Here is an 18,797-nt window from a genome sequence, read left to right as displayed (position 1 = left end):
CCTTTATATAGATCAAAGACGATTTAAAGAAGCTGAATCTATTTTTAAAAAAGCACTAAAAATTCATGGTAAAATCTCTATAAATCAAACGATTACAGATGGTGTATTTCTCAACTCTATAGAAAATTATATTCTCAATAATTTAGCAGCTATTTACTCGATTCGGAAAGATCACGATCAAGCAATTCCACTTTTCATGCAGATCATAGAAAATCATGAACAAGAACAGAGACATGAGCATCCTGAAATGGCAACTGTTCTTAATAACTTAGCTTTCTCGCAATTGGCTCAGGGAGATGTAGAGCTTGCATTAACTTCTTTAGCCCGAGGGCTAGACATTGAAGAAAGACACTTGAGTTTAACACTAACGATTGGTTCTGAAAAAGACAAAAAAGCATATATAAACACTTTAATCGATACAACTTATCGCTCAATTTCTCTCCATTTACAAAATGCACCCAATAGTCAGGATGCTGCTAATTTAGCATTGAAAACGATACTGCGGCGCAAAGGTCGTGTTTTAGATGTAATGGCAAATAGCATTAGTATTCTTCGCCAGAATATGGCATTAGAAGAAAAAGCTTTATTCGCTCAGTTAGAAGAAAAACGCAAGCAGCTTGCTATGTTGAGATTCAATCAAGTTCAAGCCTTAAGCCGTATTAAAATTGAAACGCTACAAGCTGAGGAGAAGCAATTAGAGGCAAAACTTTTGCAGCGAAGTGCTGAATTTCGGGCAGAAGCTCAACAGGTAAAAATTCAGGATATACAACAGCTACTTCCCGCTAATTCTGCATTGGTTGAATTGGTACTTTACAAATCTTTTGATGCAAGTGCAACTCCTGAGAAACGATGGGGAGAACATCGTTATGCGGCTTACATTCTACCCGCAAAGGGACAGGTGCGTTGGGTAGACTTAGGAGAGGCTGAACCCATTCATTCCTTAATTAATTCATTTGCGAGGACTTTATATAGGAGAAATGCGATGTCTGGACAGATATCTCCTGTCAAAAAAGCTGCTCGTATTTTAGATGAGAAATTAATGCAACCGATTCGTCAGCATTTAGAGGATGACGTTCGCCATATTCTCCTATCGCCTGATGGTAGACTTAACCTGATTCCATTTGCAGCTTTAGTTGATGAACAAAATCAATATTTAGTTGAAAACTATACATTTACTTATTTGACTTCTGGGCGAGATTTATTGCGTCTACAAATTGATACTTCTGCCCAGAAACCTCCTCTGATTGTTGCAAATCCAAACTTTCAAAATCAAAGCAATTTAGATTTAAGAAATACTTTAGTGCAAAGCCAAAACAGCAACTCGGATTTTAGAGGAATGAGATTAACCTACAAACCCCTACCGGGTACGAAAGAAGAAGCCCAAGTTATTAAAGGTCTTCTGCCAAATGCCATTGTGCTAACCGAATCTCAAGCAACTGAGAATGCTATTAAAGCTGCAATATCTCCCCAGATTTTACATCTTGCAACTCATGGTTTCTTTCTATCGACGGCTTCCAAGGAGAACCACGAAAACCCTCTACTCCGTTCAGGTTTGGCTCTAGCAGGCTACAATCAACGCAGTAGTGATGGTGAGGATGGAGTTCTAACCGCTCTGGAAGTTGCTAGCTTAAATCTGCGAGGAACTCAACTCGTTGTACTATCTGCTTGTCAAACAGGTTTGGGAGAGATTGATCGCGGAGAAAGAATACAGGGATTTGGAGAAGGAGTTTATGGATTACGACGAGCTTTCGTTATTGCAGGAGTAAGAAGCCAACTGTCTAGCCTATGGAACGTTGATGATTTCGCAACCAAAGAACTTATGGAAAAATATTACAAGCGTTTAATCACAGGTGAAGAAACATCCGAAGCATGGCGACAGACTCAGCTTGAGATGCTGCAAAGTCAGCAATACCAACATCCTTACTATTGGGCAGCATTTATTCCTTCAGGTGACTGGAAAGGCATTACTCTACTTCGGCTAGAAGATTTTTGATTTTCATCTAGTCCAAATCTTGATTACTCAATGTTAAAATCTAGCAATTCATACTACCAAGTTCTTTCATTCCCGATAAGTTATCTATTGCAGCATGACCATTATCACTACTGAAAACATTATTTTTTGTCTCTAGCTGTGTTATTTTTGAGGATAATGCTTTTGCTTCACTAATCATTTGACTAATTCTTTGACTCACTATATTTTTCGAGTCAACAGATATCAAAGTGTCGCTATCAGTAACATTTTCTGAAGAATTTTCAGATGGGGTTACTTCTTCATCTATCTCTGAAGGAGTATCACTATTAGATGGTGTAGTTGGGTCAGGCATTTCCAATGGTGAAAAACTAACAGAAATAATCCATGTAGAATCTGCATTTGCTGAAGGCTCATTGATACCCAAACTCAACGAATGACTGGAGTGATCGATGTTGTCAGGTAAATTGTAATTACTATTACTGCCTATTGGGTTAGCATCAAAGCCAATATCAGAGATGCTTTGGTTTTCAATAGAACTGTTATCATGTGAGAAAATAGAATTATTGAGATTAGTCTCTGTATCTATGAATGATTCAGTAATAGGATCACCTGTTAAGGGATCTTGTTGTAATTCTGAATCAAATGGTGTTGTAGGTGGTGCATTGTAAGAGATAGAAATTGTTATTCCTAACGGATGTTGATTTAATGGAATAGGAGAAATAGACGAGAAGTTATCGGGATTGATAGTTGAGATAGCATGATCATTCCAGATTATACTATTGTCATTAAAAGTATTGGAAATTGAGCCTGAATTCAAAATGAAATCGTCTACAGAGAAATTGGAACTATTATTTGTACTTATATTTGTACTGATGGGAGTATTGTCACGAGTTTCATGATCGGAGCTATTTTCTTCATGACTGTCATTATCGGAGCTATTCTCGTCACGAGTTTCATGATCGGAGGTACTCTCTTGACTAGATGTAGGTGCAGAACTAGAGAAGCTTTTGGTATCAAAGAAGGAATTACCAAAGCTGGATGAGGAAAAGTCAAATAGGGACTGAGAGTCGTCGTTAAAAAGGTCTTCCATAACACTGAATCCTGATCTGAGTTAGCCAAGGCGATCAAATCATGTCCTTTGTCTAAACATATTTCTAGCCTTATGCCACTTATGCAGTTTTCAAGGATGACTGACGAGGTTCTCCTGCGGGAACTTTAGTCGATCGCCCTCGATCGCCAAAAACCCCTAAACGCAAAGAGCGATAGTATTAGCCCTGGACTAACCTCTATCGCTGTTGATCATAAACACAAATTACGGGGTTACTGAAATTGACGAATGTCGCGATCGCTCAATTAAGCCGTAACAACCGGTTGATTCGTTCGCAAAGGCAAGGGTTTACCCTCCATATGTTCTGGGATGGGTGCGCCCATTAAATCTAGAATAGAAGGGGCTAAATCCAGAGCATGACCGGAAGATAAGGTAGACCCAGGTGCAATATCGGGGCCTGTCGCTAAGATAAACCCTTCAGCCCGATGGCTGGCGGCGCGATAGGGAGGGAATGGGCCAAAACGCCCGTATTCTGGACTTTCTATCACATCAGTTGCATATTCTTCTTGCCAAACCACAATCAAGTCGGGATCGGGTAATTTGGGATTGCGATCGGCGGCGTTTTTGCGGGTGCGAACGATATGACTGACCATTGGAATACCCTTGCGAGCATCTTTGAGGGCGTAAAGCTTCTCACAGAGTTCGTCACAAACCGCATCGTACTCCGTAGGATCGACAATTCCGTTGGGTTCACGACCTTTGAGGTTAATCCGTACATAACCCTCAGCAAAACTGGGAATCGCAAAAGCTTTCATCTTCGGCCAGAGCGGTTTGTACCACTGAGCCGGGTTCCAAGGAACAACGGTTTCTCCCTGACGCTTGAGTTGGAACGGAGAAATTAAATCAAATTCGCCCCGAGCATCAATATAAGGCTCAATCAGCTTAAAAATCCGAGTGGGTGTTTCTCGTCTGAGGAAGCGGCGAATTGGGTTAGGATCGGACTTCTCACCCCACAAATGCCGTTCCCAGTAGTTCCACTTCATCTTGGTAATCGGTGGCGGTAAGGGTTCAGAGGTTTTGCCATCGCCAATCCCGCATTTCCCAGGGAAACTGTAGCGATAGAGAAACTCAGGTAAGAAAATAAAACTTGGTAAGTCAATCACTGCCGCCCCAGTACCATGACCTGAGAAAATCACCACATGAGCATTTTCTGGAGCCTGGGTTAAGATCTCACCAATCGCTTTATCCATCGCTTGGTAAACCGCTAACAGAGGGTCGTGGGACACCTGGGGTCGCAGTTTTTCATAGAGGGGATGGTCGGGTTGGCTGAGATGCCAGAAGACGTGACCACCACCATGAGATTCACTGAATACGGTTAAGAATAAATCCCAAGGCTTACGCTGGAGCAAATCTTGACAAATTGCCGATCGCCGTTCAATCCCGGTGAGAAATCTTTCTTCAAGTTGCATGGTGGTTTTCACATCGAGGCAAACCGCATAATCCTTGTGAAGACCCGGATGGGGGCCATGCTTGTCAATGATCTCTTGGTAGAGGGATTCTGGTATAGAGTCACTGGGAATTTGAGGAGAGTGAGCCCCCCAAGCTCCGATTTGCAAGCCCTGGGTTTGAGGGTTGAGTCGCAGTTGGGGAACATCAAAGGTGATCACTCGGTAATCTTCTCCCAAAGCGGTGAAAGGAAGATATTCTTTGTAGTCGTAAGCGGCACGAGTTTCGGTCTCATAAGTCCCTTCGCGAAACCCCATTGCTGCCCAATACCCGGTTTTTTCAGGACGACAACCTGTGGAAAAAGTTGTCCAAGCTGTTTCAACGTTAGAGTCTTTGAAGTTCTGTAAACGGCTATAGATGCCTTGCTCACGTAAACGGCTTAGATTTTTTAAATATCCCTTAGACATCCACTCTTCGAGTAAAGGAGGTTGAGCAGAATCTAATCCAATAGCAATAACAGGATTCTTCGAGTTTTGCATAAAATCAGCCTCAGTTAATTCAGGATTGCGCTTCTGTACAGAAGCTTCTCAGTCAATTTTTACCAGAGCTTTTAACTGCTTTATAAAACTGATATAACGCGGTACAAACCGTGTTAATGTTTACTTCGGTGCCTCACCCCGGACTGTCAGCAGCACCCGGTCAGACAGGCATTTCACCAAGAAGCCCTCGGCATAACCTTCTAAATTCAGGCTCTCGACAATTCCAGGGACGCCTCTGCTTCCTGGCTTCTAGGGGGTCAATATCCCAAGACTTCGATCACCCTTTCCCCAGTCTTTCTGAAGTTCACCAGATGGATAGTTAAAACTTTTGTCAATAACTAGAAGTAGACCCAAGCTTCTTTGAGCAAGCAACCCTTTCTGCACAACGGTTGAACATTCACAATTGACGGGTTACAGAAGTCAAGACTTCTGTATTTACACCACTTCAATGGTGAGTCTGTGTTTTGAGAAGATGCACGTGTTGATTATACTCTAGTTCTTCAGAGAACGTCCATAACTCAATCTCCAACTTACAAGATCTTTAAAATCCCATGAGGTTCAAAGCAATAGGACTTCTAATTTGCTAAAGCCCCAAAATTTCTCCTGAAAATTTCTTGAAGATTAGAGAGAGTATGCTAATCTAATACTGAATGGTGCAACCTGTTAACCTCCTCAAGTCAATAATAATTAGTGAATAGATTGAATCAAGTCGGACTAATTGCTATCGGACGCAATGAAGGTCAACGCTTGCGTCAATGTCTACTTTCAGGGCTAGGGAAAGTAGATTGTATCGTTTACGTCGATTCCGGTTCAACAGATGGTAGCGTAGATATGGCGCGATCGCTAGGCGTTGAGGTGATCGAACTTGACCTTTCAATTCCCTTTACTGCCGCTCGCGCTCGCAATGCCGGATTTATTCATCTCCGACAAACTCACCCTCAGATTGAATTTGTCCAATTTGTTGATGGTGACTGTGAAGTTGTTGACGGTTGGCTGGAAAAGGCTCTACAAAAACTTGTAGACAAATCTGATGTTGGGGTGGTTTGCGGACGCCGCCGAGAACGTTTCCCTGAATCGACAGTTTACAATAAGTTGTGTGATATTGAATGGAATACTCCGCTTGGGGAAGCTGAAGCCTGTGGGGGTGACTCGATGATGCGAGTCAAAGCCTTTGAACAAGTTGGGGGATTTAATGATTCTATTATTGCCGGAGAGGAACCGGAACTCTGTGTGCGGCTACGTCAACAGGACTGGAAAATTCTTCGCCTAGATGCAGAAATGACCCTCCATGATGCTCAGATGAGCCGTTGGAATCAGTGGTGGAAACGGATGCTCAGAGCGGGTCATGCCTACGCAGAAGGCGCTTGGATACATGGTCAATCTCCCCAACGACATTGGGTGAAAGAAAGCCAGAGTATTTGGTTATGGGGGTTGTTTATTCCTCTGTTGGCATTGGCACTCGCTTTTCCGACCCATGAATTCAGTCTATTGTTCCTGCTCGGCTATCCAGTTCTGACCTACCGAATTTATAAATATTATACCCAACAACGGGGTTATTCTAGCCGGGACTCTGCTCTCTACGCGGTATCCTGTGTCCTGGGTAAATTTCCGCAACTTCAAGGCCAGATGCAATTTCATATTAATCGATTACTGGGTCGTCGGCGAACATTAGTCGAATACAAAACATAGCAGAATTTCCCAGTAAACTGTATGAATTGCATTAACATGAGCTACATTAGAAGACTGTTAATGTATTAATTAAAGTATGGAAAATTCTCTAGAATCTGCCCAAATGTCTGAAAAAAGAAAGCCTGTAATTTCGGCAACAGATCCCGATTGGAATCGAGAAAAAATGGAGCGTTGGTGGTCTCCTGGGAAACAACTTCTCAAGTCAATTCGTCAATACCAAAAAGTGCAAAAACGCGGGGATATTGTCGCTAAGTTGTTCAAGAATATACACACCCTTGAGCATCGATTTTGGAGTGCTGTATCCGGTGCAGATATTCCCTTAAACTGTCAGCTCGGCGGCGGATTGGTGATTACTCATCCCAACGGAATTGTGATTCATCCTCAAGCTTCTATCGGCCCGAACTGTCTGATTTTACAACAAGTTACAATTACGCGAGATGTTCAAATTGGGGGCCATGTGGACATCGGAGCAGGTGCTAAAATTCTCAAGAAAGCAAAGGTTGGAGATCATGCTAAAATTGGGGCAAATGCTGTTGTCATCTGTGATATTCCGCCAGGATCAACAGCAGTCGGTGTTCCGGCTCGAGTTATTCCGGCTAAGAAGACTCACTTAGAAGAGGATTCCTCGCCCTCTCTCGACGAGAATTCAGAAGATCTTGATTAAGCAGAACACCCTTGAATATTGGGGAAATCAGAACGGGATTTAGTTTATAACCCAAATTTCCGCTTTCCCTTGGGTAAAACAGTACGCCAGTTTGTTTTAGCGAAAGCCAGTTGTTGGTCAGACACTAAAGCATGAGTTAGGTTAGCTCCACAGAGATTAACACCTCGCAGGTTAGCATAGCTCAAATTGGCGTAGGTGAGATTTGCACCGCGTAAATCGGCATTTTCTAAGTTGGCATAACTCAAACGAGCATGAGTTAAATTAGCATCTTTGAAAATGGCATCGCTGAGGGATGCTCGACTAAAATCAACTTTGGATAAATCGGCATTTTGAAAATTGGTCTGTTGTAAGCGAGATTCGGTAAAATAAGCACCGGAAAACTTTTCGTTTCGCAAGTCTAAACCCTGGAGATCACAATCGGTAAAATAGCGCTCACCTCTAGCATAAGCATTGCGTAAGCTTGTTTCATCCCAACGATTTGAGTTATTTCTAGCCCGAGTATGAGCTGCTGAGGTAAACAGACTTACAGTTGGAGCGCCCTGAGTCGCGCTCAAACCCGCATCTACAGAAGCAAAGTTTTCTCCGAGTTGAGTATAGTCTTTTTTCAGACGACGTGCTTTTTGTTCTCGAATCTGTTGAGCCTGAGCCGCGAACGGTCGCAATGCAGTATGCTCATCATCATTGTAGACGGTCGTTTGATCGTCGGAGGCCTCTAATTGAGTCGGTGCTTCCGGGGCGCGAGGTGCAGGCTGAACCGCCAGTCCATGAGAAAAATCGGTGTAAAACTCTGTTTCATGATCCAACGCACCTAAAACGTCTTGGGCGGACTGGTAACGTTGATAAACAGACATCTCCAACATTTTTTGTAAAATATAGGCAAACGAATCACTCACCGAAATCAGCGATCGCCATAACACTTCCCCCGTCATGGGATTATGATCGAGAGAACTTGGAGATTTTCCGGTCATCAGATAAACACAAGTCATCCCCACCGCATAAATATCACTGGCATAAACGGGCCGCAGAGCCATCTGTTCAGGCGGTGCAAAACCAGATGTCCCGATCGCAAAATTAGTAAACGCCGTCTGTCCGGTTCCAAATTCCGTCACCTGTTTTACTTCATCTTTAACCGCTCCAAAATCAATCAAAACTAATCGCCGATCTTGAACGCGCCTTAAAATATTAGCCGGTTTAATATCGCGGTGAATGACTTCATGGGAGTGAATATAGCTGAGAATCGGCAGGATTTCCCGTAAAAACGCTTTAATCTCTTCTTCTGTATATAAACCTAATCGCTGAACTTCTTCTTTTAAATTACAGCCGTCAACGTATTCTTGAACTAAATAAAATTGCTGTTTTCCCGAAAAATAATCAAGCAGTCGCGGAATTTGAGGATGATCGCCAATTTTGCCCAAGGTTTTCGCTTCCCGTTGGAAAAGCTGGCGTGCCATCTCCAATATTTTAGAGGATTTTGCCGCCGGCCGGAGTTGTTTAACGACACATTTGGGAGAACCGGGCAAAGACAAGTCCTCAGCTAAAAACGTTGCTCCAAACCCACCCTTACCCAGAGGTTTCATCACATGATAGCGATTTTGCAAGAGCAATTTTGACCGACAGGCCTGACATTGTGAGGCATCCTCCGGGTTTTCAGGATGGGGACAATCTGGATTGATACAGTAACTCATAGTCTTTGAGAATGCTTCAACTTAAAGTTTAGCGGAGATAGACAATACAGCCATTCACCCAGAATCATTCGGAATTTGAGAAACTGATCATGACCGACAATGGGTTGAACTTTACTTGCTTTGTATAATGACAGCCAGCAATGGCACCAATATCCTGTCAATAGATAGTTTCCCCCTATTACTATTATTCACCAGATCAATAAGAAATTCCTGAAATTTTAACGCAGTCAGCCCAATTTTCACTAGGTGCTGAACTTTCCGCTTTCCTCTATGATGAGAACTGGACAATCAAACCGCCTGAACTCAAGCTAAACACCGATAGCAGAGTTGATCAGTCCATTTTGACGATAGACCTGCTGCTAGGTCTGAAAACCTCCTAAGTACGAACACTGAACCCCTGATAAAAGAATGCGTATCTCTCTAAATTGGCTGCGAGAATTAGTAGATATTAACATGACTCCCGAACAGTTAGCCGAAACTCTAACTGTAGCTGGCTTTGAAGTCGAAGACATCGAAGATCGCAGCAGTTGGGCGTCGGGAGTTGTTTTGGGCAAAATTCTAGAAGCCACTCAACACCCCAATGCGGACAAACTGAGAGTCTGTCAAGTTGATATTGGTGCTGCTGAACCCTTAAATATAGTCTGTGGCGCACCCAATGCCAAGACTGATTTAATTGTCGCTGTAGCCACAATTGGGACTTATTTACCCAAAGTTGATCTCAAACTGAAAAAAACCAAACTGCGGGGCGTTCCTTCTGAGGGAATGATCTGTTCTTTATCGGAATTAGGGTTAGAAAAAGAATCCCCAGGAATTCACTCTTTCAATCTGGAAAACCCTCAACTGGGCAGTGATGTTAGACCTTTACTCGGTTTAGATGATGTGATCTTAGATGTCACCGCTACTGCTAACCGAGCCGATGGTTTAAGCATGGTGGGAATTGCTCGAGAAATCGCTGCTTTAACGGCTGCACCTTTACGTATTCCTGAAGCCGCAGGCGTTTTGATCAAAGCTGAAAAAGCCGCTACAGAATTAAGCGTTAATATTAGCGAACCTCAAGCCTGTTCTATTTATACAGGTACAATCATCGAAGGAATTCAAATCGCCCCTTCTCCCCAATGGCTGAAACAGCGTTTACAAGCGGCGGGTGTTCGACCGATTAATAATGTGGTCGATATTACGAATTATATTCTGTTGGAATGGGGACAACCGCTTCACGCTTTTGATCGCGATCGGCTACAAAAGATTACCGCTTCTGATCACTTAACAATGGGAGTCCGGTTTGCTAAATCGGGCGAATCCCTGAAAACCTTAGACAGTCAAACTCGCCCACTGAAAGACGAAACCCTAGTAATTACAGCGAATGATCAACCCGTCGCCCTGGCTGGAATTATGGGCGGTGAGGAGTCAGAAGTCCATGAAGGAACCCAGAACTTAATGTTAGAAGCGGCAGTTTTTAGTTCTGTAGCCATTCGACGTTCGGCTCGTAGCCAAGGCTTGCGAACAGAAGCTTCTACCCGTTTTGAACGAGGCGTTAATCCGGCTGAATTAGTTCTCGCTTGTCGGAGGGCGATTTCGTTAATCACTGAACTCGCAGGCGGTATTCCCACGCAACAGGAGTCTGCTAGTAATCTGATTGATGATGTGACTTCCTCTGAAGTTTCTCTGCGTTTAAGTCGGACAAATGAGATTTTAGGTTCTCTCAAACGCGGTGAAAATACCTTAGTTGAATCTTTCCTACAACCGGAAGAAGTAGAAGCGATTCTAACAGCATTAGGATGTGGTTTGGTGCGTCAAACTGAGGAAAAAGAGGTTGCTTGGACAGTCACCGTTCCCGCTTATCGAGCGCGAGATTTAGAACGAGAAATTGATTTAATTGAAGAAGTCGCCCGTCTGTATGGTTATGATAATTTTTCTGATACTTTACCCGCTCAAAGTGTACCCGGTTATCTGCCAGCAGATCAGTTAGCCTTGCGACAGATCCGAACTGTATTTCGAGCGGCTGGATTAACCGAATTAATGCACTATTCCTTAGTGAAACAAGAAGGGGAAAATCAAGTTTTGATTGCTAACCCTTTGTTTGTGGAATATTCCGCTTTGAGAACCGAAATGTTATCGGGATTAATTGATGCGTTTGCATTCAATTTAGAAAACGGAAATGGGCCGTTAAATGGCTTTGAAATTGGGCGAGTTTTCTGGAAAGAAGGCGAAATTTATAAAGAAAAAGATGCGCTTGCTGGTATAATAGGAGGTGATCCCATGCAAGGACATTGGACGCAAGGGGGACGAGAACAACCGATCTCTTGGTTTGAAGCCAAAGGAATCCTTGAAGCCATTTTTAAACGGTTGTATTTGTCAGTAGATTATCAACAAGAAAGTCAAATTGAACAATTACACCCTGGAAGAACAGCGTCTTTGTGGTTAAACGGAAATCGTTTAGGAATTTTTGGTCAACTGCATCCTCAACTGCAAGAAAAACGAGAATTACCGAAAGAAGTTTATCTGTTTGAGTTCAATTTATCGCTGTTAATAGAAGCGATGACTCAAGGGGAAAATTCAATCCGAAAATTCAGTTCTTTCTCAACTTTTCCCCCTTCTGATCGGGATATTGCATTTTTTGTTCCGGTGGAAGTTTCAGTTGCCGACTTAGAACAATGTATGATCAAAGCGGCAGGAAATTTGCTAGAATCAATTAAACTATTTGATGAATATCGCGGCGAACACGTTCCTGAAGGTCAACGCAGTTTAGCATTTCGCCTCGTTTATCGGGCTAGCGATCGCACGTTAACGGATGCAGAAATTGAACCCAAACAGCAAAAAGTTCGTGAGGCGTTAGTCAAGGAGTTTAACGTTGATCTGCGAAGTTAACTGATTTCAAAATAGTAGGGTGTGTCAAATGATAGACTGTTTGACTTCGTTTCAGACAAACTCATTTGATACCCCTTACCCACTCTATTTTTATTAAAAAAATGCCAAAATATATTCTGTTTGGGACTTACTGTGAGAATGTTATCGAAAAGCGAGAACCTTACCGAACAGCCCATTTAGAAGGAATAAAAAAACAAAAAGAAGCCGGACTTGTGATGACAATTGGCCCGACTAAAGATTTAACCCAAGTTTTCGGAATTTATGACGCAGAAAATGAGCAAATTGTACGCAACTTAATTGAATCCGATCCTTACTGGATTAATGGAATTTGGATAGAATATGACGTGAAAGAATGGATTCAAGTGTTTTAAAATATCGGGATTGACTTGACTCAATCTCATCTCAATTAACCCCCAACTTCATTAACTTTGTTGCCCTGCCTTTAGAGATAATATAATTTAAAATAATTGCCTTTTGCTGTATTATTATTTCACCTGATTTCGTCCGTTTGCTTTTGCTCGATACAAAGCTTGATCCGCCATTTCAATTAAAATTTGGGGAGAGGTTTCATCAGTCGGAATCAGAGTCGCCACGCCCAAACTCAAAGTGACATAATCTGAAACATCAGAAAAAGCATGACAAAGCTGTAAAGACTCTACATTTTCTCGAATTTTCTCCGCAATGTCTCGAGCCGCATCTAGGGGAGTTTCGGGTAAAATCACGGCAAATTCTTCCCCTCCATATCGAGCAACAAAATCCGATGAACGTTGAACCGAACGGGCTAAAGTTTGTGCAACTTTTCTCAAGCATTCATCACCACAGGAATGCCCATAGCCATCATTAAACTTTTTAAAATAATCAATATCCAGTAAAATTAAAGACAGGGGAACTTCAGAGCGTTTTGCACGCCACCATTCCTTTTCAATAACGGTATCAAACTGACGACGGTTTGGGATTTCTGTTAAGCCATCAATCGCTGCTAAACGTTCTAATAAGTCTTGCTTGCGCTTAAGATTAAGATGGGTTTTCACCCTGGCGATAACTTCTCGAGATCCAAAGGGTTTGGTAATATAATCGACTCCCCCCGCATTAAATCCTTTTACCTTACTATCTTCATGATCTAAAGCGGTCATAAATAAAACAGGAATTGATTGTGTTGTGGGTTCTGATTTTAAACGACGACAAGTTTCAAAGCCATCAATACCCGGCATCATCACATCAAGTAATATTAAATCAGGAAGGGCATATAACGCCCGCTTGATTCCCATTTCTCCATTGCGAGCAGAAATAATCGTCAACCCGGCGGGTTTTAACGTATCAATGATTACCTTGATATTGGTTTGATCATCATCAATGACTAAGATTACACCATCACTATGACCATCTTCCATTATATCCTCCTAACTATTATTTGGGTGCTACATAACATATTAATTATTTTTATTGTTTGTCTAGATACTCGGTTAATAAATCTAAAATCATCTCATCCTCTAATTTCTGAGCGTAGGCGCGAACTTTTTGAGTAAAGGGACGATATTTAGAATTCATGTTTTCAATCTGATCGGCTTTGAGTTGGACTTTTTCGAGATCTCCAAACATCGTTAATTGATAAAGTTCTTCTAGTTCTTGTTGAGGAGGCGGGATAATATTTTCTTCTGAAATTTGATCTTTTTCTAAGAGATTTGGTTGAGAATTTACAGTCTCATAAATCCATTCAAACTGTAATAATTGAGCCAACAATGCAAACAATTTTTCGGCTTCAACGGGCTTCGATAAAAACCCTTGACAACCCATGTTAAAACTTTCCTCTTGATCATCTTCAAAGACACTCGCAGAAACCGCAACAATGGGTATATGTTGAATGTCTGGAGTTTGCTGAATGACTTGCACCATTTTAAAACCATTCATCACAGGCATGACTAAATCTGCTAAAATCAAATCAGGATAAACGGTTTTTGCTTGTTGAACTCCTTCTTCACCTTCTTGAGCTAAAATCACCTCAAAGCCCAAAGGAGCAAGCAAATTCAGTAACACTATGCGATTTTCTAATCGATCATCGACGATCAAAATTTTACGGCGTTTTCCTGAATAGCCAACAATTTTATAAATCTGCGGTAGTCTTGAACTAGAAACTACGTTATCGATAGCGATCAAAAATGGTATTTCAAACCAAAATATTGAGCCTTTATTTAGCTCACTTTCAACTTGAATTTCACCGCCCATCAGGTTAACCAATTGACGACTAATCGTTAAACCTAAACCCGTTCCTTCAACCCGTTTTTTGGCTTCTCCCACCTGTTCAAAGGGATGGAATATTTTCCTCATTTGTTCGGCAGTTAGCCCAACTCCTGTATCCGTAATTTCAAAGCGAATATTAACGGCTGATTTCTGATTAAGAGTAACAGAATCAACCCGTTTGACGCGAAAAGTAACGGTTCCCTGCTCCGTAAATTTTACCGCATTTCCTAACAGATTTAACAACAATTGACGCAACCGTTTTTCATCAGCTTCTATGGTGAGCGGTAAGTGGGCATCCTTTTCAAAGGAAAACCGAATCTCTTTTTGATAAGCCGCCATACGAATCACCCCAACTACACTCTCAAGAAAATCAGAAAAATTTATTTTATGGGGATACAATTCTGCTTTTCCGGCTTCAATTTTAGCTAAATCAAGCAGATCATTAATTAACATCAATAAATGATAGCCACTGTTATAAATAACATTTAAACCCTCTTTTTGTTCCGCATCTAAACCCTTTTCTCGTTGAAGGATTTGGGCATATCCAAGAATACCATTAAGAGGAGTACGAAGTTCATGGCTCATGTTAGACAGAAAAGCACTTTTAGCTTGATTTGCAACGTCAGCTTTTTCTTTAGCAAGGATTAACTCTATCGTGCGTTCTCTGACTTGTTTTTCTAATTCAAGGTTGCGTTGTTTGATCGCATACACCCGCCACCGATATACACCGATAATGATTCCTAAAGATAACACGATAAACACCCCTCGAAACCAAAATGTTTCCCACCAAGGAGGCGTGACAGTAATAGCGATCAATGCGCCTTGAGAGTTCCAGAGTCCATCATTATTCGACCCCATCACCCGAAAGACATAGTGACCGGGATTCAAATTGGTATAAGTGGCAAAATTGCGGTCACTGTCAACTTCGGTCCATTGTTTTTCAAATCCTTCTAAGCAATACTTGTAGCGGTTGTTTTCCGGGGCGCGATAATTTAAAGCCGCAAATTCAAAAGAAAAAACGCGATCGCGATAGGATAAAGTGATGTGCTTAGTTTTGAGAATAGATTGTTTGAGAACCGAATCTTTTCCAATGGGAACAGATTTACCTTTTAATTGAAAATCCGTAATTACCACTGGAGGAAGATGAGGATTATCTTGAATCTGATCGGGATAAAACGCCGTAATTCCATTCGGACCGCCAAAAAAGAACTCCCCAGTACGACTTTTATAGCTGGCATTTCTTAACGAAAAAGTATTGCTTTGCAGTCCATCGCTCACCGTATAAGTGCGAAATGTTTCAGTTTGGGGATTAAATCGCAGCAGCCCCGTAGAAGCACTCAGCCATAACTCTGCTACCTCACTCTTGCCAGAAACATCTTCTTCTAAAATATTGAAGATCATCTTTTGTAGGGTGTAATCCGTAAATCGACGAGCCTCAAGATCCAATTGACCTAGCCCTTTTGCGGTACCAATCCAAAACTGACCGCTTCGATCTTCATACATAGAGTATACGGAAGCCACAAGATTTCCGCCCTCGATGTTCAAGTTTTTGACATCATGGAGATAGTGGGTAAAGGTTTCTGTCTCAGGGTCAAAGCGATCTAGCCCCGTCATCGTCCCCACCCAAACTGTTCCCTGTTGGTCTTCGTAGAGAACATTTGTTTGATTGTCAATCAATGTATTAGGATTTTGGGGATCGTGTTGATAATGGGTGAATTTTCCCGTTTGGCGATCTAATTTATCCAAACCGCCCCAAGTACAAATCCACAGGTTCCCGGCGCGGTCTTGATCAATATCGGTAATAAAATTATGGATGAGACTGTCAGGATCGGTAGAGTCATTGACATAATGGGTAAATCTTCCCGTTGTCCGATCAAACTGACTCAATCCGTCGGCAGCAGTCCCGATCCATAGCATCCCCTCTTGGTCTTCTAGAATCGCTTTTACCCCCGAAGGTCTCACACTATTAGGATTTTTGGGATCATACTTGTAATGGGTGAAGGTTCCGGTTTTTCGGTTCCATTGACTCAACGCCCCAATGGTGCCAATCCACATCATCCCTGATCGGTCTTCATACAGCGTAGAGACGGTATTACTAAGCAATGTATTGGGGTCGCCTGGAATTGCCCGATAATGTTTGAATGCTTTAGCTTCAGGATCGAGAATATTCACTCCTTGAAATGTAGACATCCACAACATCCCGGTTTGGTCTTGATAAATGTGCCAGATCTCATTACTACTAAGACTGTAGCGATCGGCGGAATTGTTGCGATAGCGGGTAAAGGTGTTTGTGGTGCGATCAAAGCGACTCACGCCCCCAATCGTCGCAAACCAAAGAAAGCCATATCGATCCTCAACCACAGAAAACACAGTATCGCTACTCAAACTCTGAGGATTATTCGGATCGTACAAATAACGGGTGAATTTTCCGGTATCTCGATCTAGGGTGTTCAGACCTTCTTCGGTGCCAACCCACAGAACTCCCTGACGGTCTTCATAAATGAACCAGATCAGATTGTCACTAATACTCTGGGGATTGGTTGCATCGTGTTGGTAATGGGTAAACTTTCCGGTGGCGCGATCAAATCGGTCGAGTCCGTTGGCTGTCCCGATCCAAAGTCCCCCCGTCCGGTCTTCATGGATTGCCCAAATGGTGTTACTAATCAAACTTTGAGGATTGTTGGGGTCATGGAGATAATGGGTAAACTGACCTGTCTTTGGATGGAATTGATTTAAACCGCCTTTGGTTCCTACCCAAAGCGTGCCATTGCGATCTTCGTAGATAGCAGTGACGTTATTATTACTGAGGCTGTTAGGGTGATTGGGGTCGTGCTGATAGCGGATAAAACTTTCGGTTAAGGGGTCATATTGATTGAGTCCATCTGCTGACCAGGTGCCAACCCAGAGGGTTCCTGTGGAGGTAACATAGAGATTGCGTAGCACACTTGAACTCAAACTCTGGGGGTCGTCTGGAGCGTTTCTAAAGACCTTCACAGTATGACCATCATAGCGGTTTAGTCCATCACAGGTGCTAAACCACATGAACCCATCGTGGTCTTGGACGATATTCCAGATTAAGTCACTCGATAACCCATCCTCGGTCGTCAGGTGTTGGAATTTAGTAAATTTTCCCAGATCCCAGCTTGGGTTTGTTGTTGGTTTTGTACCGGGTGCAATGTGATTTAAGGGTTGGGATACTGTTGATTCTACTGCTTGTATTGTCCTTGGGTAATGGGTTGTATAAAGTAGGATACATACGAGGGGAAGGATCACCAGTATAAGCTTCTTATAGGGTTTTGATTGATTCATTGTCATTTTGATGAACTATTTGCTGATCAATTCATCGGGTCAACTTTGCTTTAGTTTTTCTCGGGATGCACAGATGTTTTAGACCGAGCGACTGACTATCAGTCGAACCCACTGCAAAAAGCTGATTTTTGGTTTTTATTGAGAGTCTTGCCCTCTTTTGGTCAGTGTCAAAGGGGACAAGCGACTAAAGTTAAAGACTTCCGACTGGAAAATGCTGCTATTTCTATTATCAGCGATCGCTTTGATCGCTGATCTTTCCTTGGTACAATAGGTTAAGCAAATCTTAAAAGTCATCATTCTGTTCACAGTGTACATTTTTTTGTATCTTAAGGTTTACTTAATAAACTTTCTCGGAGAGAATGAAGATAGCAGAGAATGATCTCTGTTGTGTTTGCAGTTTAATATGAGGATATTCTCACAATGTTATTTAAATGTGAACTTTGGCCCGGTAGCATCTGTAAATCTGATGTAGCCATTCATTCTAAGCCCGATGGGGGTAAAGTGATCACCGTTACAGAGTTACCCTGGAACACGGGAGTCAGTATCGGTCGAGCTTTTGAGATTTTACTCGATCAAATTTGTCAAAAATACTACATCGATCCCGAACGAGTTATGTATTTTGAACGCATACTCGAACGGGGGAGTTTAGTAGATCGTTGGTTTTTAGTTCATTTCGATGTCGTAGAAGGTCAAGTCTGTAACCCCCGTTGGCAAAATGTTAGTTATAGTTTTGTCCGCTCGGCGATGACGCTCTCATTGACAACTCAGGATCGATATTAAACTCAAGACCTGTGAACCCAGTTGAGCAACTTCATACAGTTATCGGATGTGGGGTTTGGGGAGCAATAAAACCCCGTCATTTATGGCGGGGATACATGGACTCCCCAAAGTAAAAAACAACCGCTCGATGTGGTTGTGTTAGACAAATCTATGCTATCATGTTCGGTATAAATTAAAAGGTAAGTAGTCCGAATTGATAGTTTTTGAGTTTAAAGCAAAAGGTAAAGATAGCCAGTATCAAGCAATTGACGAGGCGATACGCTCCTACAAGTTCATCCGAAACTCTTGTTTAAGATACTGGATGGACAACAAAATGGTGAGCAAGTACGACCTCAACAAATATTGCAAGGTGCTAGCTAAACAATATCCTTTTGCGAACAAGCTCAACTCTCAAGCTAGGCAGTCTGCGGCTGAATGTAGTTGGAGTGCAATTAGCAAGTTTTACAACAACTGTAAGCGAAAATTACCCGGTTTGAAAGGATTCCCTAAGTTTAAAAAACACGCTCGTTCTGTTGAATACAAGACTTGCGGGTGGAAGCTTTCAGAGAACAGGAAACATATC

At 42.2% G+C, this 18,797-nt stretch carries 11 protein-coding genes and 1 pseudogene; 7 read left to right on the top strand and 5 right to left on the bottom strand.

The window, feature by feature from the left end:
* Window positions 1–1,993 (top strand): CHAT domain-containing protein (locus tag WN50_RS16455; protein ID WP_046281036.1); only part of this gene is annotated, 1,993 nt, incomplete at its 5' end.
* A gap of 40 nt (window positions 1,994–2,033) precedes the next feature.
* Here WN50_RS16455 and WN50_RS16450 read toward each other — a convergent pair.
* Window positions 2,034–3,062, bottom strand: coding sequence for a hypothetical protein (locus tag WN50_RS16450; RefSeq protein ID WP_046281035.1), 1,029 nt, complete (start codon window positions 3,060–3,062; stop codon window positions 2,034–2,036).
* Window positions 3,063–3,325: 263 nt separating this feature from the next.
* Window positions 3,326–5,005: an alkaline phosphatase family protein gene (locus tag WN50_RS16445; protein ID WP_046281034.1), complete on the bottom strand. Its 1,680-nt coding sequence runs from the start codon at window positions 5,003–5,005 to the stop codon at window positions 3,326–3,328.
* A 699-nt stretch (window positions 5,006–5,704) separates the two neighbouring features.
* Between WN50_RS16445 and WN50_RS16440 the strand changes: the two genes are divergently transcribed.
* Both WN50_RS16440 and WN50_RS16435 read left to right on the top strand, forming a co-directional pair.
* The gene (locus WN50_RS16440) at window positions 5,705–6,694 is read left to right on the top strand and encodes a glycosyltransferase family 2 protein (protein ID WP_046281039.1); all 990 of its coding nucleotides are present in this window, start codon (window positions 5,705–5,707) and stop codon (window positions 6,692–6,694) included.
* A gap of 103 nt (window positions 6,695–6,797) precedes the next feature.
* A complete protein-coding gene (locus WN50_RS16435) occupies window positions 6,798–7,358 on the top strand; it encodes a serine acetyltransferase (RefSeq protein WP_046281038.1) in 561 nt (186 codons plus the stop codon).
* 44 nt (window positions 7,359–7,402) lie between these two features.
* Here WN50_RS16435 and WN50_RS16430 read toward each other — a convergent pair whose 3' ends face one another.
* Complete coding sequence (locus tag WN50_RS16430) at window positions 7,403–9,043, bottom strand: serine/threonine-protein kinase (protein ID WP_046281033.1); 1,641 nt, start codon at window positions 9,041–9,043, stop codon at window positions 7,403–7,405.
* A gap of 408 nt (window positions 9,044–9,451) precedes the next feature.
* Between WN50_RS16430 and pheT the strand changes: the two genes are divergently transcribed.
* Together pheT and WN50_RS16420 are read left to right on the top strand one after the other, a co-directional pair.
* Window positions 9,452–11,908, top strand: a complete 2,457-nt coding sequence (pheT, locus tag WN50_RS16425; RefSeq protein WP_046281032.1) for a phenylalanine--tRNA ligase subunit beta — start codon at window positions 9,452–9,454, stop codon at window positions 11,906–11,908.
* 101 nt (window positions 11,909–12,009) lie between these two features.
* Window positions 12,010–12,279: a YciI family protein gene (locus WN50_RS16420; RefSeq protein ID WP_046281031.1), complete on the top strand. Its 270-nt coding sequence runs from the start codon at window positions 12,010–12,012 to the stop codon at window positions 12,277–12,279.
* A 114-nt stretch (window positions 12,280–12,393) separates the two neighbouring features.
* Here the strand turns inward: WN50_RS16420 and WN50_RS16415 are convergent, their stop codons facing one another.
* Window positions 12,394–13,299 carry a diguanylate cyclase domain-containing protein gene (locus tag WN50_RS16415; protein WP_046281030.1) on the bottom strand — a complete coding sequence of 302 codons (906 nt, stop codon included), beginning with the start codon at window positions 13,297–13,299 and terminating at the stop codon, window positions 12,394–12,396.
* A 49-nt stretch (window positions 13,300–13,348) separates the two neighbouring features.
* The gene (locus WN50_RS16410) at window positions 13,349–17,455 is read right to left on the bottom strand and encodes a hybrid sensor histidine kinase/response regulator (protein WP_160315394.1); all 4,107 of its coding nucleotides are present in this window, start codon (window positions 17,453–17,455) and stop codon (window positions 13,349–13,351) included.
* Between the two features lie 420 nt (window positions 17,456–17,875).
* Between WN50_RS16410 and WN50_RS16405 the strand changes: the two genes are divergently transcribed.
* Both WN50_RS16405 and WN50_RS36290 read left to right on the top strand, forming a co-directional pair.
* Complete coding sequence (locus WN50_RS16405) at window positions 17,876–18,235, top strand: hypothetical protein (protein WP_046281029.1); 360 nt, start codon at window positions 17,876–17,878, stop codon at window positions 18,233–18,235.
* Between the two features lie 193 nt (window positions 18,236–18,428).
* A pseudogene (locus WN50_RS36290) lies at window positions 18,429–18,797 on the top strand (RNA-guided endonuclease TnpB family protein); the annotation flags it as partial.

This window comes from Limnoraphis robusta CS-951 (assembly GCF_000972705.2).
The sequence above is the reverse complement of the archived record's forward strand: the minus strand, read 5'-3'. Positions and strand labels throughout refer to the sequence as shown.